Here is a 21328-nt window from a genome sequence, read left to right as displayed (position 1 = left end):
AGGTAATAGGGAATTTCTCTATTACCTTTCTATTTGTTTGAAATCCGCTATACTATATACATATTTGTCCATTAATTTTCATTTATTATATTCTATATTATGATAAATACCAGTAGTATAAGGGATGTGAGAATATCGATGTTTAGCATGACTGGCTATGGTAGTAGCAAAAAAGATTCTGAGAGATTTGGAGTATTTGTCGAAATTAAATCTGTTAATCACCGTTTTAGTGAAATAAATATCCGGATGCCAAGACAATTAATGAAAATTGATGATAAAATTAAAAAAGTAATCAATAAATTCATTAACCGTGGACGGATAGAAGTGTTTGTTACGATAGATGGTGATGGACTTTCACATAAAAGTTTACATATTGACTGGAATCTACTTGATGATTATTATCAGTTTATAAACACTTTAAAACAGAAATATAATTTCCCCGATAACATTCAATTGCGGGATGTATTAAATGGAGATTTTCTGGAAATCGTTGAAAAAGAAGATGAGAATGAAGAAATATATCAACTGGTCCTTGATGCTGTTGGGGAAGCAGTTCAAAACCTAAAAGCAATGAGGGAAGTTGAAGGGAAAGAACTTTTTCAGGATTTATCTTATCAAATAAAACATTTTAATCAGCGTATATTGTATATTAAGGAACTAGCACCGTTAGTTGTTGAACAATATCAAACAAAACTACAAAAACGCATGAACGATCTTTCCGATGGTGTAATTGATGAGGGAAGGTTAATAACCGAAATAGGTATATTTGCAGAAAAAGCAGATATAAATGAAGAAATTACAAGGCTAGAAAGTCATGTGTCGCAATTTGAAAATACAATATTACTTCATGAACCAATTGGAAGAAAACTTGACTTCATGATTCAAGAAATGAACCGCGAAGTTAATACAATTGGTTCAAAAGCAAATCATTCAAAAATTTCTTCTTATGTTGTTGAATTGAAAACAACACTGGAAAAAATAAGGGAGCAAGTACAAAATATTGAATAATCATGGTTACTAACATGATTTAAGGTGTAAAATAGACTATTAGTTGTTTGGGGGATAATGATGTCTATAAAGCTAATAAACATCGGATTTGGAAATATTGTTTCTGCAAATCGGATTATTTCAATTGTAAGTCCGGAATCTGCTCCAATTAAGCGACTAGTTCAGGATGCAAGGGATCGTGGAAGCTTAATTGATGCAACTTATGGAAGGCGTACAAGGGCTGTTATTATAATGGACAATGATCATGTTATTTTATCTGCTGTCCAGCCTGAGACAGTTGCGCATCGTCTAGGTAGCAAGGACGATAATGGTGAAGAAGGGTAGGATTTTTGAATGAAGGAAAAAGGGTTATTAATTGTTCTTTCTGGTCCATCTGGAGTTGGGAAAGGAACCGTAAGGAAGGCGATTTTTTCGCAAGGCGGGACTAAGTTTGAATATTCTATCTCAATGACGACACGAAAAGCTCGAGAAGGTGAAGTCGATGGGGTTGATTATTTTTTTAAGTCTAGGGAAGAGTTTGAAGCACTAATTAAACAAGATAAACTATTGGAGTATGCAGAGTATGTTGGCAATTATTACGGTACCCCAGTTGATTATGTAAGGGAAACATTGGATTCCGGTAAAGACGTATTTTTAGAAATTGAGGTTCAAGGTGCAAAACAAGTAAGAGAGAAATTCCCTGACGGACTTTTTATTTTTCTTGCCCCACCGAGTCTTTCGGAGCTACAAACGCGTATTACAACAAGAGGAACTGAATCCGATGATTTAATTAATAATCGCATGATAGAAGCAAGGAAAGAAATCGAGCTTATGCGGTTATATGATTATGTTGTTGAAAATGATCAAGTTGAGGCTGCATGTGATCGTATTAACGCAATTGTTCAAGCGGAGCACTGTCGCACAGAACGAGTTGCTCCAAGATATATAAAAATGCTGGAGGTTGAATAGAATGTTATATCCATCTATTGATAAATTGTTAAAAATAATTGATTCGAAATATTCTCTTGTGTCGGTAGCGGCAAAGCGTGCACGTCACCTTCAAGAAGATGGTAAGGAAACGTTAGAACATTTTGAATCACAAAAGTACGTTGGCAAGGCATTAGAAGAAATATATGCAAAAACACTAGTTGTAAAAACAGATAATAAAGATCTAGTATGAAAAAGGAAAAACAACCTATGATGTTTGGGTTGTTTTTTCTTTTAACCTAGTTCAAAATCATTCATAATAATTATAAAACATTAACTCACTCATAAAATGGGGGATTTTTCATGATTGGAAAAAATATTTTATTATGTGTCACAGGTGGAATTGCGGTATATAAGGCAGCGGCATTAACAAGTAAATTAACTCAGACAGGAGCAAATGTGAAAATTATTATGAGTGCATCTGCTTGTGAATTCGTGACACCCCTTACATTTCAAGTATTATCCCGTAATGATGTATATACTGATACATTTGATGAGAAAAATTCAGCTGTCATTGCACATATCGATTTAGCAGATTGGGCAGACCTCGTGTTAGTTGCACCAGCAACAGCAAATATGATTGGGAAATTAGCAAACGGCATTGCTGATGATATGATTTCTACAACTTTACTAGCAACGACATCACCTGTTTGGATTGCTCCGGCAATGAATGTACATATGTATGATCACCCAGCTGTAAAACGAAATATACAAACATTATCAGACTTTGGATATAAGTTCATTGAACCAAGCGAAGGTCATCTTGCGTGTGGTTACGTAGGTAAAGGAAGGCTAGAAGAACCGGAAAAAATAGTATCCCTAATCTCGGAAAACTTCAATGTACCATCTACTGAATTAGCAGGAAAAACGATATTAGTAACTGCAGGTCCAACTAAAGAAAAAATTGATCCTGTCCGATATTTTACTAACCGTTCATCTGGGAAAATGGGGTTTGCTCTTGCAGAAGAAGCTGTAAAATTAGGCGCTAAAGTCATGTTAGTTACTGGAGTTGAAGGGCTAGATGTCCCAAACGGGGTTAACCATATTCAAATTACAAGTGCTGAAGACATGTATGAAGCAATTATGAGCCATTATAAGGAAGCCGATATAGTCATTAAAAGTGCTGCAGTGGCCGATTACAAACCAAAACATGTTTTCGAACAAAAAATGAAGAAAAAAGATGGAAATCTTGTTTTTGAATTAGAGAGAACGAAGGACATATTAAATGAATTAGGTCATAAAAAGGACAAGCCATTTTTAGTTGGATTTGCTGCCGAAACCGAAAATGTTGACGAGAATGCTTGGAGTAAGTTAGAAAGAAAAAATGCGGATATTATTGTCGCCAATGATGTTAGTAAACAAGGTGCAGGGTTTGGCGGTGACACAAATATTGTTACGATTTATAAAAAGGATCAAACGAAAAAGGAATTACCGCTATTAAGTAAAAATGAAACAGCGAAAGAAATTCTTCATGAAATTTCACGCGAACTAAAAAGAGGGAAAGAGTAATGCAAATAGTTAGTGTAATTGTAGATGTTCCTACAATGAATACTGATAAATTATTTGATTATCTAGTTCCGGAAAAATGGACAAATTTTATCCAACCGGGAATGAGGGTATCTGTTCCATTTGGTCCTCGAATGATTCAAGGCTTTGTGATTGAAAAAAAAGATCAAAGTGATGTAAAAAAACTAAGAAACATTAATGAACCCTTGGATATTACACCCGTATTAAATGAAGAGTTACTAAATCTCGGACAATGGCTTTCTGAAGAAGTTTTATGTTTGAAAATATCTGCCTATCAAGCTATGCTTCCCGCAGCAATGAAGGCAAAATACGAAAAAGTTTTTCATCGATTAGATAGGGGAATGAATCCATTTTTAGATGAACTTTTTGGGAAAAAGGATGAGCTGCGTTGGGATATTGCTTCGAAAAACAACAGTTTACCTTTGTTACAAGAACATATTAAAAATGGAACTGTTGAAATAAAATATATCGTAAAAAATAAAGCGAATAAAAAAACTGTCCGAATGATTACAAGTGTATTGTCGAAAGATGAACTACTTACTGTGATAAAGAATTTACCTTCTAATGCTTTAAAACAAAAAGTAGTTCTTGAATATCTTCTAAATTCGACCAAACCTATCCCAGTTAAAAAGGTATTAGAGGATACAAATTCAACCTCAACGACGATTAAATCATTAATAAATAAAGGGTATCTAAAGGAAGAAATTAAAGAAGAATATCGCGATCCCTATGAACATCGACAATTTCAAAAAACTACACCTTTTCAATTAACAATGGAACAACAACAAGTAATCAATCCAATCATCAAATCGATTGAGGAAGACTATCATGAGACGTTTCTGTTAAACGGGGTTACAGGAAGTGGAAAAACAGAAATTTACTTACAATCCATTCAAAAAGTAATCAACAAGGGAATGGAAGCCATTGTTTTAGTTCCAGAAATTGCGTTAACTCCCCAAATGGTTGAACGATTTAAAAGTCGCTTCGGAAATGATGTAGCAGTCCTTCATAGTGGACTATCTATCGGAGAAAAATATGATGAATGGAGAAAAATTCAAAGAAAAGAAGCTAAAGTAGTCGTGGGTGCAAGATCAGCAATATTTGCTCCATTTGAAAGTATAGGGATTATTATTATTGATGAAGAACATGAAAATAGTTATAAACAAGAGGAAAACCCGCGATACCATGCACGAGATGTCGCGATTTATCGGGGGAAATTACATCGATGTCCAGTCATTTTGGGTAGTGCAACGCCATCGCTCGAGTCTTTTGCACGATCACAAAAAGGGGTTTATACACTGCTTTCTATGAAAAAAAGAATGAATAATCAAGAACTGCCTTCCGTTTCCATTGTTGATATGAGGGAAGAATTACGGGAAGGAAATCGATCTATGTTCTCGCGGGAACTTTTTGAAAAACTTCAGGATCGAATAAATAAGAAACAACAGACTGTCCTTTTTTTAAATCGCCGAGGACATTCTTCGTTTGTTATGTGCCGTGACTGCGGGTATGTTCTTCAATGTCCACATTGCGATATTTCTCTAACTTATCATCGTTTTTCCAATCAAATGAAATGCCATTATTGTGGATATGAATCAGTGGTTCCGGATCAATGCCCCGAATGTTTAAGTGAACATATTAGATATTTTGGAACAGGGACACAGAAAGTTGAGGAGGAACTAAGTAAACTGCTTCCGGAAGCAAGAGTGATTCGGATGGATGTTGATACTACTAGTAGAAAAGGCTCGCACGAAAAGTTACTTCGACATTTTCAAGATGGTAAAGCTGACATTTTATTAGGAACGCAAATGATTGCGAAAGGTTTGGATTTTCCAAATATCACTCTTGTAGGGGTATTAAGTGCTGATACAATGCTCCACCTACCTGATTTTCGTGCTTCTGAGAAAACATTTCAGTTATTAACACAAGTAAGTGGAAGAGCGGGGAGACACCAATTGGTGGGAGAAGTAGTCATTCAAACATATACACCAGAACATTATAGTATCGAATTGGCGGGAGCTCAAGATTATGATCAATTTTACCAAAGAGAAATGATGATGAGAAAACTAGGTTCCTATCCGCCTTTTTACTTTATCACATTAATAACAGTCATTCATGAGGATTTAATGAAAGTAGTATCTGTTACAGAAAAAATAACGAAACACTTACAAGCTAAATTATCAAATGATACGATCATTCTTGGACCTACCACTTCTCCTATTCCTAGGATTAATAATAGATATCGCTATCAATGTTTGCTAAAATACAAACGAGAACCGGATTTAAACAAACATCTCCGCTATTTGCTAGAACATTACCAGCAACAAATCACATCTGACGGACTAACAATAAGCATAGATGTCAATCCTTATATAATGATGTAAAGAAAAGCGGAGGCTAGGAGCCACAGCTGGACAAAAAGCAAAGCGAAGGCGACAAGTAAGCCCCATAGAAAAATAGAAAAGAGGAAAGATCTTGGCAATTCTTACAATCGTAAAACACCCGGCTGATATATTAGAAAAAGAATGTAAGCCGGTTACACAATTTGATAAACAATTAAAAGTACTACTTAATGACATGTATGAAACGATGCTGTCTGCTGATGGAGTTGGTTTAGCAGCTCCGCAAATTGGTATTGATCAACAAGTCGCCGTCGTTGATATTGGTGATGATACCGGCAGACTTAATTTAATAAATCCAATCATAGTTGAAAAAAGCGGTGAACAAACAGATGTTGAAGGATGTTTAAGCTTTCCTGGATTATATGGTACTGTTTCACGTCCATTCTATGTCAAAGTCAAAGCCCAAGATGTAAAAGGACGTACTTTTTATATAGAAGCAGAAGATTATCTAGCCCGCGCAATTCAACATGAGATTGACCATCTTCATGGCGTATTATTTACGACAAAAGTATTGAAATATATTGATGAAGAAGAATTGGAAGGGTATGAGGAAGAATGAAAAAAGTCGTCTTTATGGGAACTCCGGATTTTTCGGTTCCTGTTTTAAAAAGATTAATAAATGATGGGTATGATGTGATAGCTGTAGTTACACAACCCGATCGCCCAGTAGGAAGGAAAAGAGTTTTAACTCCACCTCCAGTTAAAGTGGAAGCAGAAAAATACCAAATTCCTGTTTTGCAACCGGAGAAAATCCGTAATTCTATAGAGTTACAAAATATCATCGAAATGAAACCGGATTTAATCGTTACTGCAGCATTCGGACAAATCTTACCAAAAGAACTACTGGATGCTCCAAAATTCGGCTGTATTAATGTTCATGCGTCACTTCTCCCAGAACTTAGAGGGGGAGCTCCTGTTCATTATGCAATTATTCAAGGAAAAAAGAAAACCGGAATAACCATTATGTATATGGTAGAAAAACTTGATGCGGGTGATATTATTAGTCAAGTAGAAGTGCAAATTTCTGAAACTGATAATGTAGGAACACTTTTTAATAAATTAAGTGTAGCGGGAGCAGAACTATTATCTGAAACAATCCCTAGACTATTTAACGACGAAATTAAACCAATTTCTCAAAATAATGAACTAGCTACTTTTGCATCAAATATAAAAAGAGAACAGGAAAAGATCGATTGGACAAAATCCGGTGAAGAAATATACAATCATATTCGCGGGTTAAATCCGTGGCCTGTAGCCTATACAACACTTGAGGGTAGTGTTATGAAGGTATGGGAAAGTGAAACGATTGCATTAACAGAACAAAAATCACCGGGAACGATTATTCAGTTAATGAAAGATGGTTTCATCGTTGCCACTGGAAACTTAACGGGAATAAAAATCAAAGAATTGCAACCATCAGGTAAGAAAAAAATGACTGCAGCACAATTTTTAAATGGGGCGGGTTCACATCTATCAATCGGCACTGTATTAGGAGAATCATATGGGAAATAAAAAACATAATGTTCGGGAATCAGCACTCGAAATACTTGAGGCAGTCGAGAAAAATCAAGCATACAGTAATTTACTTCTAAACCACGTGATCGAAAGAAATCATATTACAGGGCCAGACATAGGGTTATTAACTGAGATTACATATGGTACATTACAAAGGAAATTCACCTTAGATTATTATTTACAACCATTTATAAATAACAAGATAGAAAAATGGGTTCAAATATTATTAAGGCTATCTTTATATCAAATGGTTTATTTAGATAAAATACCGGATCGAGCGATTATTTATGAGGCAGTTGAAATCGCTAAAAAAAGAGGTCATCGTGGAATATCCGGAATGGTTAATGGGGTTTTGCGAGCAGTCCAAAGAAATGGTGTCCCATCACTTTCAGAAATTAAAGATCCAATTGAAAGGATTGCAATTGAAACGAGTCACCCCGAATGGATGGTTCGGAGATGGTCTGAACAGTTTGGTATAGAGAAAACAAAGGAAATGTGTGAGGAAAATCTAAATGCACCAATACAAACTGCTCGTGTAAATACAACGGTAACGACTAGAGAAGAAGTCATTGATAAGTTGGAAAAAGAGGGATTTGAAATCATGCCGAGTCCCATCACCCCAGAAGGTATTCGATCGTTAAAAGGAAATCTAGCACACTCTAAAGCTTTTTCAGAAGGATTAATTACCGTACAGGATGAAAGCTCTATGTTAGTAGCTAATGCGATGAATATTAAAAATGATCAATTCATTTTAGATTGTTGTGCAGCTCCGGGTGGAAAAACCACACATATAGCCGAAAAGTTAAATGGAACTGGAAAAGTGATTGCTCTAGATTTACATCAACATAAAATAAAGCTTATTGATGATAATGCTAAAAGACTAGGATTAAATAATGTAGAAACAGAAGTATTAGATAGTCGTAAAGTGACCGAACATTTTCAAAAAAACAGTTTTGACCGTGTATTAGTAGATGCACCCTGCTCCGGATTAGGTGTTTTACGGAAAAAACCTGATATTAAATATAGTAAATCATTAGAAGATATTACTTCTTTACAATCCATACAACAGGCAATACTCCAGCAGGCTGCACAATTAGTAAAACCTGGGGGATTACTCATTTATAGTACTTGTACTGTCGATAAGATTGAAAACGAAGGTACCGTCAATCAGTTCTTGCTCACATCAACGGAATTTGAGGCATATCCATTGCAGTTACCGGAAGCAATTACACCATTTGTAGAAGAGAATAAAGTGCAAATATTTCCTCAAGATTTTGGAGGAGATGGATTTTTTATCGCATGCTTTAAAAAAGGAAACGTAAAACAAATAGACATAATTCAATAGCGGTAAATTAGAGCTATATTTAAGAAATAAAAAGCAGGAAAATTGATGAATAAAGTCGTAAAAGTAACGAAGTAATCCTTTTTGAAATAGATTAATCATTCTTACAGGAAGAAAGGGACCATTTATAGGTTCTTTATAAAGAAACGAGGTGATCTCTATATGAGGGCTGTTTTTCGAACAGACAAGGGGAAAATTCGTCAACGTAATGAAGACAATGGGGGATTTTTTGTTAATTCAACAGGTGATCGCCTTGCTATTGTAGCGGATGGGATGGGCGGTCATAATGCCGGTGATGTAGCAAGTAAAATGACAGTTGACTTTTTTTATAATGAATGGGAAAAGTCCTCGGAAATCGATACGGCTGAATCTGCTGAAAAATGGTTTTCTGAAAGAGTGGACAAAATTAATAAAGAAATATTAAATCACTCAAGAGAAAATACAGAATGTGAAGGAATGGGGACCACACTAGTAGCTGCAATTTGTACAAATGACTTTGCTACAATTGTAAATATTGGAGACAGTCGTTGTTATATATTCAACGAAAATGGTTTTAAACAAATAACTGAGGATCATTCACTAGTTAATGAATTAGTTAAAACGGGAATTATCACAAAAGAAGATGCTGAACATCATCCTAGAAAGAATTTAGTCCTAAAAGCCTTAGGTACTGAAGAGAAAATTGAAGCTGATATTAAAACGATCCTCATTGAAGAAGAAGATTATTTGCTTCTTTGCTCAGATGGTCTTTCAGACAAAATGACCGAATTGCAAATAAAGGAAATTTTGGAGAATGGGAATACGATTGAAGAGAAAGCACAAACATTAATTGATTTAGCCAATGAAAATGGCGGTGAAGATAACATTACACTTATCCTTATTAAAGTTGCAACTGATGTTGAAAGCGGGTGTAATGAATGCTAATTGGTAAAAGAATAAGTGACCGCTATAAAATTATCAGCATGATCGGCGGGGGCGGTATGGCTAATGTATATTTAGCCAGAGACATTATTCTAGATCGGGATGTTGCCATAAAAATATTAAGGTTAGATTTTGCAAATGAACAAGAATTTATACATCGCTTTCAACGGGAAGCACAATCAGCAACTAGCTTAAATCATCCGAATATCGTAAACATTTATGATGTAGGTGAAGAGGACGATATTTACTATATAGTAATGGAATATGTTGATGGCATGACATTAAAGCAGTACATACAACAATATCACCCGATATCAGTAGAAAAAACGCTTGATATTATGCAGCAATTAGTTTCAGCAATATCACACGCGCATGAACATCAAATTATTCATCGAGATATTAAACCGCAAAATATTCTAATAGATCACGATGGCATCGTAAAAATAACGGATTTTGGAATAGCAATGGCATTAAGTGCAACTTCTATTACTCAGACAAACTCAGTCCTTGGTTCAGTTCATTACCTATCGCCTGAGCAAGCGCGCGGCGGTATGGCAACGAGAAAATCAGATATTTATTCATTAGGAATTGTTATGTTCGAGCTGTTAACAGGCAGACTTCCTTTTTCTGGTGAATCAGCAGTATCAATTGCACTTAAACATTTGCAAACAGAAACTCCGTCTTTAAAAAGATGGAATCCCAATATACCACAAAGTGTTGAAAATATTGTATTAAAAGCAACCTCAAAAGACCCTTTTCAACGATTTGAAACCGTAGATGAAATGGGTGAAAGTATTCGTACTGCATTGGACTCAAATCGAATCAATGAACCAAAGTTTGTCATACCTGAGGATCATGAAGCAACAAAAGCAATTCCAATTATTGCAAATATCCAACCGATAGCAAATAATGAAAATCAAGATCAAACAATGATTCATACTAAAAGTGAACTTTCAGACGAGCAAACTGGTAATGATGCGAAAAGCGGTATAAAGAAGAATAAAAAGCAAAAAAAGAAAAGAAAAAAATGGCCATGGGTTGTTGGCATTATTACATTTTTAATTGTTTTACTGGCTGCATTAAGTATTATTCTTTTACCTACTATTATGGGGCCAAAAGAGGTTAAAGTTCCCGATGTTGCAGATGAAAATGTTAATGATGCGATACAAAAAATCATGGAAGCGAAATTAAAAATCGGCAAAAAATATGAAACCCCGAGTGAAAATGTTGCCGAAGGGAAAGTTATAAAAACGAATCCTAAAGCTGGAAAGGCAGTTAAAGAGGGAACAGAGATAGATCTTTATATTAGTAATGGTAAAGAAAAAATTACCATGTCCGATTATACTGGTCGACAATATGAAGATGTAATGGATATGCTAAAGGAACAAGGATTTACGTTTCAGGATATTATTAGGAATGATGTATATGATGATAGTCCTGCTGGCACAATAATCAATCAAGATCCACCGTCAAACGGAGAAATTATTCCGAGTAATACAATTCTTACGTTTACAGTGAGCAAAGGGCCTGAAAAAATTAAAGTAAAAGACTTAACAGAGTATAATGAAAAGGGTTTAAGAGATTACGAGGAATATACTGGATTAGTGATTGATATGTCCAAAGAGGAATATTCGGATACTGTTAAAGAAGGACTAGTCATTTCACAATCACCTGAACCCGGAACCGAGCTAGTGAAAGGGGATAAAGTGAAGGTTGTTATTTCTAAAGGTCCTAAAGAACAGCCACCGAAAACAGTAGAAAAAGAAATCGAGATTCCATATGAGTCATTATCAGATGAAGATGAAGATGGAGACGGGGACAACGAAAAGGAACCGAAGCCACAACATATTCAAATTTTTATTGAAGATATGAATCACAATATAAACGAACCGATTGATTCGTTTACAATTACCGAAACCGTGAAAAGAAATCTCGAATTTACTATTGAAGAAGGAAAAAAAGCGAGATATAAAGTCATGCGCGATAATAAAGTTATACTCGAGGATACTGTTTCATATCCGAAAGAATAGTATTAAAGGAGTCGAAGCTATGCCTGAAGGGAAAATTATTAAGGCATTAAGTGGTTTTTACTATGTATTAGATCATAATCAAATGATCCAATGCAGAGGTAGAGGAGTTTTTCGGAAAAATAAAATTACTCCCCTAGTAGGGGATGCGGTTGTTTATCAGGCAGAAAATAATCGAGAGGGCTATATAATGGAGGTTAAAAGAAGAAAAAATGAACTAATACGTCCTCCAATTGCGAATGTAGACCAAGCTATACTCATATTTTCTGCAAAAGAACCAGATTTTAGTTCAACTTTATTAGATCGTTTTTTAGTAATAATTGAATCGAATGACATTACTCCAATTATTTGTTTGACGAAATTAGATCTTTTAACAAATGAGGAAAAAACACTTTTGATGAATTTTGTAAACGATTATGAAAAAATAGGCTATCAAATTATTCTTTCATCTTCGAAAACAAAAGAGGGGATTAATGAGCTGATTCCCTATTTGGATGGAAAAATAAGCGTGTTTGCAGGACAATCCGGCGTCGGAAAATCATCATTACTCAACGCGATTAATCCCGAGTTAGCGTTAAAAACAAGCCATATTTCCTCCCATCTTGGCCGGGGAAAACATACAACAAGGCATGTAGAATTAATTGAAATTGAATCCGGTCTAGTTGCTGATACACCAGGATTTAGTGCATTAGAGTTTGATGAATTAGATGCAGAAAATCTATCGAATTGTTTTCCTGAAATGGCTCAAAGAAGCGGTGAATGCAAATTTAGAGGGTGTCTACACGTAAACGAACCAAAATGTGCGATTAAAAATGCACTTGAAAATAATGAAATTGCAGATTATCGATATCAACATTATTTACAGTTTTTGCAGGAAATTAGAGAGAGAAAGCCGAGGTATTAAATTATGGCAAAAATAGCACCATCCATTTTAGCTGCAAATTTTTCAAAATTGGCCGAAGAAATACAAGATGTTGAAAGGGGAGGAGCTGATTACATCCATATCGATGTGATGGATGGTCATTTTGTTCCAAATATAACAATGGGTCCATTAGTTGTTGAAGCGATTCGCCCCATTACAAAATTGCCTTTAGACGTGCATTTGATGATTGAAAATCCAGACCAATATATTGAAGCATTTGCAAAAGCAGGCGCGGATATTATCACGGTTCATGTCGAAGCATCTAAACATTTGCACCGTACAATCCAGTTAATACATTCGTTTGGTGTTAAAGCAGGCGTAGTTATAAACCCGGCAACACCAGTAGAGACCATTCAACACGTTATAGAAGACATTGAAATGGTGTTACTGATGACAGTTAACCCTGGTTTTGGTGGGCAAAACTTTATTCACTCTGTCATACCTAAGATTGAGCAGGTGAAGGAAATGGTAAATAAAAAAGGCTTAACGATAGAAATTGAAGTTGATGGCGGGGTTAATAGCGAAACTGCCAAACTTTGTTACGATGCAGGTGCAAACGTACTTGTTGCTGGGTCAGCCATCTTTCAACAAAAGGATCGAGCAGCAGCTATAAATGCAATAAAGGATCAATTAGGTTAAATTTTGAGTCAGCTATCACTAGCTGACTTTATTCATTTTACAGCTAGGAAGGGAGTTCCTAAAGTGCAAAAAACTATTCATATAATGGCAGGAGGACCTGAAGAGCTAATTCCTTCATTAACTTCATTTAACTTTCCGGACATCGAGTGGGTTGGGGTAGATTACGGAGTTATTCATTTATTAAATCAGAAAATAATACCTTCAATTGCTTTCGGTGATTTTGATTCAGTAACGGAATACCAATTGAAAGAAATAAATCAAGTGACAAATGAAATAAAAATGTTTAAACCTGAAAAAAATGAGACGGATTTAGAACTTGCCTTGCTCTGGGCTATAAAACAAAAGCCATTAAAGATTAGGATTTTTGGTGCAACTGGGGGAAGGGCAGATCACTTTTTTGCGAACGCCATGCTATTAGTTCGTCCGGAATGTATTGGATGCAATATAGAGATTATTGATAAACAAAATAGCATAGTCGTCTATTTGCCCGGAGAGTATATGATTGAAAATAGAAGTGATAAAAAATATATTTCATTTGTCCCTCTTAGCGAAATAGTAAATGATATTACTTTACGTGGTTTTAAATATCCACTTATGAATAAGCAAACTTTCATGGGTTCATCGTTATGTATTAGTAATGAACTTATTCAAGAAACAGGTCATTTTTCTTTTACTTCAGGCATATTAATGATGATAAGAAGTCATGATTAAATCACGTAATCATAAATGATCAGGTGATTCATTTTTATTAGTGTTGAATACTATAGTGTAAACCCGTGTAGTCGGGTAATTACTTAAACTGATTTTTAGATTCGTATAAAAATTGGTGATTAGTAATTTGTAAGTGCCATTCGGTTGTTAGATAGATGGGGAGGGACATTTATGAAGTTTTATACAATTAAATTACCTAGATTTTTAGGTGGTATTGTCCGAGCAATGCTAGGAACATTTAAAAAAGGATAGATTAAGATATTCCACTTAAAACAAAAAAAATGCCGAAAAGGCATTTTTTTTTGCTATATCAGGTATTGTTTAGATTAAATTAAACACGTTCAACTTTTCCTGATCTTAAAGCTCTTGTAGAAACCCATACACGCTTTGGTTTACCATCTACAAGGATACGAACTTTTTGAAGATTTGCACCCCATGTACGCTTGTTAGCGTTCATTGCGTGAGAACGAGAATTGCCGGAACGAGTTTTGCGTCCAGTAATAACACATTTTTTTGGCATATTAATTCCCTCCTTACCCTGAAGTAGAAATATCATATGTTTCATCACTTCAATATTCATCATAAAAAGATACCTTAATAATTTATCATACAACCTATAATAATGCAATACTTCAACACACCACTTTCAAGAAAAAATACTTGACGCAAATAAAAGCGGAGCCGGCTGAACTCTCATTTATCATTGTACTTTTTTATAATTATATATTATAGTAAAATGACTATAGCTTGATTGTATTTACTTATCCGGTAAGGGGGAAAGACAAATGTCCATTGAAATAAAAACGAATTTTGGTCAAATTGATATTTCAAATGACGTTGTTGCAACAATCGCAGGAGGCGCAGCTATTGATTGCTATGGAATAGTAGGGATGGCATCAAAGAACCAAATAAAAGATGGAATCACTGACATCTTGCGTAAAGAAAACTTCTCTCGCGGTGTCATTGTACGTCAAGAAAATGATGAAGTACATATTGATATGTATATAATAGTTAGCTATGGAACAAAAATTTCAGAAATTGCACATAACGTACAATCAAAAGTAAAATACACACTAGATAAGACAGTTGGTTTATCAACAGACTCTATTAACATTTTTGTTCAAGGAGTCAGGGTGACAAACCCGTAATAAGGAGGAAAAGATTCGTGGCAATTACATCCTTGGATGGAAAACGTTTCGCAGAGATGGTGATCATGGGGGCCAATCATTTGTCAAATAATGCAAATGTTGTTGATGCGCTTAACGTTTTTCCAGTGCCAGACGGTGATACTGGGACTAACATGAACCTATCAATGACTTCGGGGGCAAAAGAAGTTCAAAAAAATGTTCAAGAGCATATTGGTATGGTGGCTTCAGCGCTTTCAAAAGGATTGTTGATGGGAGCTAGAGGAAATTCAGGAGTTATTCTTTCTCAATTGTTTCGCGGCCTAGGGAAAGCAATTGAAAATAAGAAAGAAATTTCGGCAAAAGAATTTGCTTTGGCACTTGAAGCAGGGGTAGAAACTGCGTATAAAGCGGTAATGAAACCTGTTGAAGGGACAATTTTAACAGTTGCTAAAGACGCCGCAAAAAAAGGTGTTGAAGTAGCAAAAAGTGAAACGGATCTAGTCAATGTAATGGAAGCAGTAGTTAAGGAAGCGAAAAATTCATTAAAACGTACGCCGGATCTACTACCAGTATTAAAAGAAGTTGGTGTTGTAGATAGTGGAGGACAAGGACTTGTATTTGTCTACGAAGGCTTTCTTGCTGAATTAAAAGGTGAGACATTATCACATACATCAAATCAATCTATATCAATGAATGATATGGTTAATGCCGAACATCATAAAAGCGTCCAAAGTTTTATGAATACAGAAGATATAAAATTTGGCTATTGCACAGAATTTATGGTTAAGTTTGCAGAAGACAAGCTTGCTGCCCATCCGTTTTCTGAACATACATTTAGAAATGATTTAAGTCATTATGGTGATTCTTTATTAGTCATTTCTGACGATGAAATTGTAAAGGTTCATATTCATTCAGAACAACCAGGTGAAGTATTAACTTATGCACAACAATATGGTCAATTGATTAATATGAAAATTGAAAACATGCGACAGCAACATAGTACAATTATCGATGAGATGCATAATACTTTATCTTCTGATCAAAAGCATGTTGAAGAACAAGAATTTGGAATTATTGCTGTTTCTATGGGGAGTGGAATTGGCAATCTCTTTAAAAGCATTGGCGCAAATGCAATTATTGAGGGCGGACAAACAATGAACCCAAGTACAGAGGATATTTTAAAAGCGGTTGATGAAGTAAACGCGAAGAAAATCATCATTCTGCCGAATAATAAAAATATTATTATGGCTGCAGAACAAGCAGCACAAGTGGCATCACAAGAAATTATTGTCGTTCCGTCCAAAACGGTTCCACAAGGTATGGCAGCTTTATTGGCATTTAATCCATCTCAAACATTAGATGAGAATAATAACCTTATGAATGATGCCTTGCAACATGTGAAAACCGGTCAAATTACGTATGCTGTTCGAGATACGATAATCGAGGGAATCACTATTTCTAAAGATGACTATATGGGAATAGCTGATGGTAAGATTGTCGGGACGAATAGAGACTTAGTGCCGGCAACAACTTCCCTTCTTTCTGAAATGTTAGATGAAGATGATGAAATTGTTACTCTCATATATGGTGCAGATGTTTCAACTAACGAAGTAGAAGAAGTTGTATCATTTATTAATCAAAATTATGAGGACATCGAAGTCGAAATTCATAATGGCGAACAGCCACTTTATTCTTTTATTTTTTCTATTGAATAATGCTGGTGGTAAAAAGAAATTTACCAAACGTTCATTTGACTATATAATAAATAGAAGGGGCAACCCTTCTATTTCCTTTTTCAAAAATAAGCATATACTATATAACGTTTCATCGAGGGGAGTGACTTTAATGAAATATAAAAGTGTGTTTGATATTATTGGTCCAGTTATGATTGGTCCATCAAGCTCACATACAGCCGGAGCTGCTAGAATTGGTAGAGTAGCACGTACGCTTTTTGGGAGAGTCCCACACTGGGCTAAAATTTATTTTTATGGATCATTTGCTGAAACATATAAAGGTCATGGAACTGACGTTGCTATCATTGGCGGCTTATTAGATTTTGACACTTTTGATGAACGAATTATTCACTCAATTGATTTAGCGAAAGAACAAGGTATGGAAATTGAATTTATTGCTGAAACTGCGATTCCTGAACATCCAAATACCGCGAAAATTGTTATTGGTGATTCAAACGGAGAAATGGAACTAGTCGGGATATCTATTGGTGGCGGCAAAATTGAAATAACAGAACTTAATGGTTTTAATCTTAAATTAACTGGACATCATCCTGCGATTCTTGTCGTTCATAACGATCGTTTTGGAGTGATAGCTGCTGTTTCCAATATTTTATCAAAATATGAAATCAACATTGGCCATATGGAAGTATCACGCAAGGATGTTGGACAGATGGCTTTAATGGTCATTGAAGTAGACCATAATATTGATGAGTATATTTTAAAGGAAATTCAAGAACTGCCAAATATTACACAAGTTGCGAGAGTTGTAGATTAATTGTATATGGTAGATAATACTTATAAAAAGTGAAATTTTGGTAGCGCTTACGAATACTTAATGCAAGGAGGTTTTTACATGTTTCGAAATGTTGCAGAATTGGTTGAGTTAGCTGAAACTCAGAATAAAAAAATCTCCGACATAATGATTGAACAAGAGATGGAAGTAACCGGTAGATCAAAAGAAGAGATTTTTAATCAGATGGATAGAAGTTTAAAAGTGATGGAAGATGCTGTAGAACGTGGACTTAATGGCGTTACTTCTCACTCTGGTTTAACAGGTGGGGATGCAGTATTAATGAAGAAATATATCGAAAAAGGAAATTTTTTATCTGGTGAAACGATATTAGATGCGGTAAGTAAAGCTGTTGCTACTAATGAAGTAAATGCAGCAATGGGGACTATTTGCGCTACACCTACTGCTGGTTCTGCTGGAGTTGTTCCGGGAACATTGTTTGCGGTGAAAAATAAACTTCATCCGACAAGAGAGCAAATGGTTCACTTTTTGTTTACATCTGGTGCTTTCGGTTTTGTCGTAGCAAATAATGCTTCCATTTCCGGAGCGGCCGGTGGATGTCAAGCTGAAGTCGGCTCTGCTGCAGGGATGGCAGCCGCAGCAATTGTGGAAATGGCTGGAGGTTCACCTTCGCAATGTGCAGAGGCAATGGCGATTACTTTGAAAAATATGCTTGGTCTCGTCTGTGATCCGGTAGCGGGGCTAGTAGAAGTGCCATGTGTAAAAAGAAATGCGATGGGTGCTGCAAATGCAATGGTAGCAGCGGATATGGCATTAGCGGGGATTACTAGTCGAATACCATGTGATGAAGTTATTGATGCCATGTTCAAAATTGGTCAGAGTATGCCAACTTCATTAAAGGAAACTGCACAAGGTGGTCTTGCGGCTACACCTACTGGTCGCAGATTAGAAGCTAAAATATTTGGGATGCCCTTAAATGAACGTGAATAATGAACTGAAAAATTCAGTATCAAATATTAAAGGCGTTGGTGAAGAAACGGAGAGCCAATTAGCTGTGATGGGTATTTTTACTATTCTTGATTTATTGGAACATTTCCCTTATCGTTTTGACGATTACCGTTTGCGGGATTTGCAAGAAGTTGAACACGATGAGAAAGTAACGGTCGAAGGGAAGGTTCAAAGCGAACCTTCTCTTGTCTTTTATAATCGGAAACGTTCTCGATTAACTATCCATCTATTGGTAGGTAAAAATCTCGTAAAAGTGTTTTTTTTCAATCAACCATATTTAAAAAAGAAAATTTCCATATCAGATACGATTACGATTTCGGGTAAATGGGATCGTCATCGTGGCGCAATTACAGCCCAGGAATTAAAAATTGGGCCGTACCAAAAAAACGCTGATTTTGAACCCGTCTATTCGGTGAAAGGCTCGCTTACAGTTAAATCTTTAAGGAAGTTTATTAGACTCGCGTTCCAAACATATGGCAATCAAATTGAAGAAAATCTTCCTGAGGATTTAATTATAAAATATAAATTGCTCCCAAGAAGAGATGCGATGAAAATGATGCATTTTCCTATTTCCCAAGAGGATGTCAAGCAGGCAAGACGTAGATTTGTTTATGAAGAATTTTTATTTTTTCAATTAAAAATGCAAGCACTTAGAAAATTTGAAAGGGAGCATACGGGGGGAATCAGTCAACATTATCATTTGAATAAACTCCGCGATTTTTTTGATACATTGCCTTTTCCATTAACAAATGCGCAAAAGAGAGTGATCAATGAAATTTGTGCTGATCTCAAATCTCCTTATCGAATGAATCGATTGCTTCAAGGTGATGTAGGTTCAGGTAAAACAGTTGTTGCAGCCAGTGCTCTCTTTGCTAGTTGGACTGCAGGATACCAAGGTGCCCTAATGGTTCCTACGGAAATTTTAGCAGAGCAACATGCAGAATCATTACAGAACATGTTAGGTCAAGCTGGCTTGAAGATAGAACTCCTAACTAGTTCAATAAAGGGGAAAAAACGAAAGAGCTTGCTTGAACGACTCCAACAAGGTGAAATTAATGTTTTAGTTGGAACACATGCACTTATTCAAGATGATGTTCATTTCAATAAACTAGGTTTAGTTATAACGGATGAGCAACATCGATTTGGAGTAGAACAGCGTCGGGTGTTAAGAGAAAAAGGTGTAACACCGGATGTACTTTTCATGACGGCTACCCCAATTCCAAGAACACTTGCAATTACAGCTTTTGGTGAAATGGATGTTTCGATTATTGATGAAATGCCCGCAGGAAGAAAAAAAATTGAAACGTATTGGGCGAAAAATGAAATGCTAGATAAGGTTTTGCGTTTTGTTGAAAAGGAATTGGTAAAAGGGAGACAAGCCTATATCATTTGTCCTTTAATAGAGGAATCTGAAAAATTAGATTTGCAAAATGCCATTGATGTTTATCAAATGCTTTCGGATTATTATTACGACAAATTTAATGTCGGTCTAATGCATGGAAAATTACATCCTGACGAAAAAGAGAATGTAATGAAAGCATATAGTGACAATGATATACAAATTCTAGTTTCTACTACTGTTGTCGAGGTTGGAGTGAATGTTCCTAATGCAACCATTATGGTTATTTATGATGCCGAAAGATTCGGACTATCTCAATTGCACCAGCTTCGGGGACGAGTTGGACGAGGACAGGATCAATCATTCTGTTTTTTACTTGCTAATCCGAAAACGGATGTGGGGAAAGAAAGAATGAAGATTATGACAGAAACAAACGATGGATTTGTTTTGAGTGAAAAAGATTTGGAATTGCGTGGACCTGGTGATTTCTTCGGGAAGAAGCAAAGTGGATTGCCAGAATTTAAAGTAGCGGATATGGTACATGATTATCGGGCTTTGGAAGTAGCTAGAAACGATGCGGTACAACTTATCAACCAAATTGATTTTTGGCAGGATCAAAAATATCATTATTTACGAAAGTATTTAGAGGAATCCGGCGTTATGGACGGTGAAAAACTTGATTAAAAGGAGAAGCAGAATAGCAATTCCATTCTTGCATTCTGCTTTTTCTTTTTATATACTACTATTAGTACCAAGTCCTAATATCGTGAATGGTGATGAGATTTTTATGAAAATGATTAAAAAAGAGCGGCAAAAACGATTACAGGATACGATAAATAACAATCCGTTTATTACTGATGAAGAGCTAGCAGAACAATTTCAAGTCAGCGTGCAAACCATTCGTTTAGATCGATTAGAATTATCGATTCCAGAATTAAGGGAAAGAATAAAAAATGTCGCTGAGAAAAGATTTGATGATGAAGTAAAATCACTGCCAATTGATGAAGTTATTGGTGAAATTATTGATATTGATCTTGATAAAAACGCAATTTCAATTTTTGAAGTGAAAAAAGAACATGTTTTTAAACGGAATTCAATTGCTAGGGGACATCACCTTTTTGCTCAAGCAAATTCATTAGCAGTTGCTGTAATCAATGATGAGCTAGCATTAACAGCAAAAGCTAATATTCATTTTACTCGTTCAGTTAAGGAAGGTGAACGTGTGGTTGCTAAAGCTAAGGTTTGTGATATACATAATGAAAAGGATCATACAATCGTAAATGTTGATAGTTTTGTTGGAAATGAACTAGTATTTAAAGGTGAATTTGAAATGTTTCGTAATAGTAAGTAAGATCACTAATTATGAAACGATAACAGTATGAGTAAGGGA

Annotated in this window: 22 protein-coding genes; 21 read left to right on the top strand and 1 reads right to left on the bottom strand. The window is 35.5% G+C overall.

Annotated elements, in window-relative coordinates:
* Positions 1–147: 147 nt before the first annotated feature.
* The 15 genes from I5776_RS13020 to spoVM all read left to right on the top strand — a co-directional run bounded on the left by I5776_RS13020 (position 148) and on the right by spoVM (position 14232).
* A complete protein-coding gene (locus I5776_RS13020) occupies positions 148–1008 on the top strand; it encodes a YicC/YloC family endoribonuclease (RefSeq protein ID WP_343066389.1) in 861 nt (286 codons plus the stop codon).
* A gap of 60 nt (positions 1009–1068) precedes the next feature.
* Complete coding sequence (gene remA / locus I5776_RS13015; protein ID WP_202776826.1) at positions 1069–1332, top strand: extracellular matrix/biofilm regulator RemA; 264 nt, start codon at positions 1069–1071, stop codon at positions 1330–1332.
* 9 nt (positions 1333–1341) lie between these two features.
* On the top strand, positions 1342–1956 hold the full coding sequence (gene gmk, locus I5776_RS13010; protein ID WP_202776825.1) for a guanylate kinase: 615 nt from the start codon (positions 1342–1344) through the stop codon (positions 1954–1956).
* A gap of 1 nt (position 1957) precedes the next feature.
* The gene (gene rpoZ / locus I5776_RS13005; RefSeq protein ID WP_202776824.1) at positions 1958–2167 is read left to right on the top strand and encodes a DNA-directed RNA polymerase subunit omega; all 210 of its coding nucleotides are present in this window, start codon (positions 1958–1960) and stop codon (positions 2165–2167) included.
* A gap of 110 nt (positions 2168–2277) precedes the next feature.
* Positions 2278–3483, top strand: a complete 1206-nt coding sequence (gene coaBC, locus I5776_RS13000) for a bifunctional phosphopantothenoylcysteine decarboxylase/phosphopantothenate--cysteine ligase CoaBC (protein WP_202776823.1) — start codon at positions 2278–2280, stop codon at positions 3481–3483.
* Positions 3483–5885, top strand: coding sequence for a primosomal protein N' (priA, locus tag I5776_RS12995; protein ID WP_202776822.1), 2403 nt, complete (start codon positions 3483–3485; stop codon positions 5883–5885). The genes coaBC and priA overlap by 1 nt, the downstream gene beginning before the upstream one ends.
* Positions 5886–5982: 97 nt before the next feature.
* Entirely contained in the window at positions 5983–6462 is a 480-nt protein-coding gene (gene def, locus I5776_RS12990; RefSeq protein WP_202780795.1) for a peptide deformylase, read from the top strand.
* On the top strand, positions 6459–7415 hold the full coding sequence (gene fmt / locus I5776_RS12985; protein WP_202776821.1) for a methionyl-tRNA formyltransferase: 957 nt from the start codon (positions 6459–6461) through the stop codon (positions 7413–7415). Before def ends, fmt begins: the two co-directional genes overlap by 4 nt.
* Positions 7405–8763: a 16S rRNA (cytosine(967)-C(5))-methyltransferase RsmB gene (rsmB, locus tag I5776_RS12980; protein WP_202776820.1), complete on the top strand. Its 1359-nt coding sequence runs from the start codon at positions 7405–7407 to the stop codon at positions 8761–8763. The genes fmt and rsmB overlap by 11 nt, the downstream gene beginning before the upstream one ends.
* A 159-nt stretch (positions 8764–8922) precedes the next feature.
* On the top strand, positions 8923–9684 hold the full coding sequence (locus I5776_RS12975; protein ID WP_202776819.1) for a Stp1/IreP family PP2C-type Ser/Thr phosphatase: 762 nt from the start codon (positions 8923–8925) through the stop codon (positions 9682–9684).
* Positions 9678–11711 carry a Stk1 family PASTA domain-containing Ser/Thr kinase gene (gene pknB / locus I5776_RS12970; protein WP_202776818.1) on the top strand — a complete coding sequence of 678 codons (2034 nt, stop codon included), beginning with the start codon at positions 9678–9680 and terminating at the stop codon, positions 11709–11711. Before I5776_RS12975 ends, pknB begins: the two co-directional genes overlap by 7 nt.
* Before the next feature lie 19 nt (positions 11712–11730).
* A complete protein-coding gene (rsgA, locus tag I5776_RS12965) occupies positions 11731–12612 on the top strand; it encodes a ribosome small subunit-dependent GTPase A (protein ID WP_202776817.1) in 882 nt (293 codons plus the stop codon).
* A gap of 3 nt (positions 12613–12615) precedes the next feature.
* Positions 12616–13269 (top strand): ribulose-phosphate 3-epimerase, encoded by a 654-nt coding sequence (gene rpe / locus I5776_RS12960; RefSeq protein ID WP_202776816.1) that lies wholly within the window; start codon positions 12616–12618, stop codon positions 13267–13269.
* An 84-nt stretch (positions 13270–13353) separates the two neighbouring features.
* On the top strand, positions 13354–13980 hold the full coding sequence (locus tag I5776_RS12955) for a thiamine diphosphokinase (RefSeq protein ID WP_202780794.1): 627 nt from the start codon (positions 13354–13356) through the stop codon (positions 13978–13980).
* Between the two features lie 171 nt (positions 13981–14151).
* Positions 14152–14232, top strand: a complete 81-nt coding sequence (gene spoVM, locus I5776_RS12950; protein WP_040341495.1) for a stage V sporulation protein SpoVM — start codon at positions 14152–14154, stop codon at positions 14230–14232.
* A 79-nt stretch (positions 14233–14311) separates the two neighbouring features.
* Here spoVM and rpmB read toward each other — a convergent pair whose 3' ends face one another.
* The gene (rpmB, locus tag I5776_RS12945) at positions 14312–14500 is read right to left on the bottom strand and encodes a 50S ribosomal protein L28 (protein ID WP_202776815.1); all 189 of its coding nucleotides are present in this window, start codon (positions 14498–14500) and stop codon (positions 14312–14314) included.
* Positions 14501–14765: 265 nt separating this feature from the next.
* On the opposite strand from rpmB, the gene I5776_RS12940 reads away from it, so the two are divergent.
* From I5776_RS12940 to fapR, 6 genes are all read left to right on the top strand, one after another.
* A complete protein-coding gene (locus tag I5776_RS12940; protein WP_202776814.1) occupies positions 14766–15128 on the top strand; it encodes an Asp23/Gls24 family envelope stress response protein in 363 nt (120 codons plus the stop codon).
* Positions 15129–15145: 17 nt separating this feature from the next.
* Positions 15146–16822: a DAK2 domain-containing protein gene (locus tag I5776_RS12935; RefSeq protein WP_202776813.1), complete on the top strand. Its 1677-nt coding sequence runs from the start codon at positions 15146–15148 to the stop codon at positions 16820–16822.
* A gap of 130 nt (positions 16823–16952) precedes the next feature.
* Positions 16953–17615, top strand: coding sequence for an L-serine ammonia-lyase, iron-sulfur-dependent subunit beta (gene sdaAB / locus I5776_RS12930; RefSeq protein ID WP_202776812.1), 663 nt, complete (start codon positions 16953–16955; stop codon positions 17613–17615).
* 78 nt (positions 17616–17693) lie between these two features.
* Positions 17694–18581 (top strand): L-serine ammonia-lyase, iron-sulfur-dependent, subunit alpha, encoded by an 888-nt coding sequence (sdaAA, locus tag I5776_RS12925; RefSeq protein WP_202776811.1) that lies wholly within the window; start codon positions 17694–17696, stop codon positions 18579–18581.
* A complete protein-coding gene (gene recG / locus I5776_RS12920) occupies positions 18568–20622 on the top strand; it encodes an ATP-dependent DNA helicase RecG (protein WP_202776810.1) in 2055 nt (684 codons plus the stop codon). The genes sdaAA and recG overlap by 14 nt, the downstream gene beginning before the upstream one ends.
* Positions 20623–20725: 103 nt before the next feature.
* A complete protein-coding gene (gene fapR, locus I5776_RS12915) occupies positions 20726–21289 on the top strand; it encodes a transcription factor FapR (protein WP_202780793.1) in 564 nt (187 codons plus the stop codon).
* Positions 21290–21328: the final 39 nt, after the last annotated feature.

This window comes from Heyndrickxia vini (assembly GCF_016772275.1).
GTDB classification, from domain to species: domain Bacteria; phylum Bacillota; class Bacilli; order Bacillales; family Bacillaceae_C; genus Heyndrickxia; species Heyndrickxia vini.
This window is presented reverse-complemented; position numbering and strand designations above follow the sequence as displayed.

Excerpts from the sequence above, each read along its gene's own strand:
- rpmB (WP_202776815.1), bottom strand. The coding sequence starts at position 14,500 with ATGCCAAAAAAATGTGTTATTACTGGACGCAAAACTCGTTCCGGCAAT.
- rpe (WP_202776816.1), top strand. The coding sequence starts at position 12,616 with ATGGCAAAAATAGCACCATCCATTTTAGCTGCAAATTTTTCAAAATTG.
- I5776_RS12940 (WP_202776814.1), top strand. The coding sequence starts at position 14,766 with ATGTCCATTGAAATAAAAACGAATTTTGGTCAAATTGATATTTCAAAT.
- pknB (WP_202776818.1), top strand. The coding sequence starts at position 9,678 with ATGCTAATTGGTAAAAGAATAAGTGACCGCTATAAAATTATCAGCATG.
- remA (WP_202776826.1), top strand. The coding sequence starts at position 1,069 with ATGTCTATAAAGCTAATAAACATCGGATTTGGAAATATTGTTTCTGCA.
- I5776_RS12955 (WP_202780794.1), top strand. The coding sequence starts at position 13,354 with ATGGCAGGAGGACCTGAAGAGCTAATTCCTTCATTAACTTCATTTAAC.
- sdaAB (WP_202776812.1), top strand. The coding sequence starts at position 16,953 with ATGAAATATAAAAGTGTGTTTGATATTATTGGTCCAGTTATGATTGGT.
- spoVM (WP_040341495.1), top strand. The coding sequence starts at position 14,152 with ATGAAGTTTTATACAATTAAATTACCTAGATTTTTAGGTGGTATTGTC.
- fmt (WP_202776821.1), top strand. The coding sequence starts at position 6,459 with ATGAAAAAAGTCGTCTTTATGGGAACTCCGGATTTTTCGGTTCCTGTT.
- recG (WP_202776810.1), top strand. The coding sequence starts at position 18,568 with ATGAACGTGAATAATGAACTGAAAAATTCAGTATCAAATATTAAAGGC.
- gmk (WP_202776825.1), top strand. The coding sequence starts at position 1,342 with ATGAAGGAAAAAGGGTTATTAATTGTTCTTTCTGGTCCATCTGGAGTT.
- rsgA (WP_202776817.1), top strand. The coding sequence starts at position 11,731 with ATGCCTGAAGGGAAAATTATTAAGGCATTAAGTGGTTTTTACTATGTA.
- rsmB (WP_202776820.1), top strand. The coding sequence starts at position 7,405 with ATGGGAAATAAAAAACATAATGTTCGGGAATCAGCACTCGAAATACTT.
- sdaAA (WP_202776811.1), top strand. The coding sequence starts at position 17,694 with ATGTTTCGAAATGTTGCAGAATTGGTTGAGTTAGCTGAAACTCAGAAT.
- rpoZ (WP_202776824.1), top strand. The coding sequence starts at position 1,958 with ATGTTATATCCATCTATTGATAAATTGTTAAAAATAATTGATTCGAAA.
- priA (WP_202776822.1), top strand. The coding sequence starts at position 3,483 with ATGCAAATAGTTAGTGTAATTGTAGATGTTCCTACAATGAATACTGAT.
- coaBC (WP_202776823.1), top strand. The coding sequence starts at position 2,278 with ATGATTGGAAAAAATATTTTATTATGTGTCACAGGTGGAATTGCGGTA.
- I5776_RS13020 (WP_343066389.1), top strand. The coding sequence starts at position 148 with ATGACTGGCTATGGTAGTAGCAAAAAAGATTCTGAGAGATTTGGAGTA.
- I5776_RS12975 (WP_202776819.1), top strand. The coding sequence starts at position 8,923 with ATGAGGGCTGTTTTTCGAACAGACAAGGGGAAAATTCGTCAACGTAAT.
- fapR (WP_202780793.1), top strand. The coding sequence starts at position 20,726 with ATGAAAATGATTAAAAAAGAGCGGCAAAAACGATTACAGGATACGATA.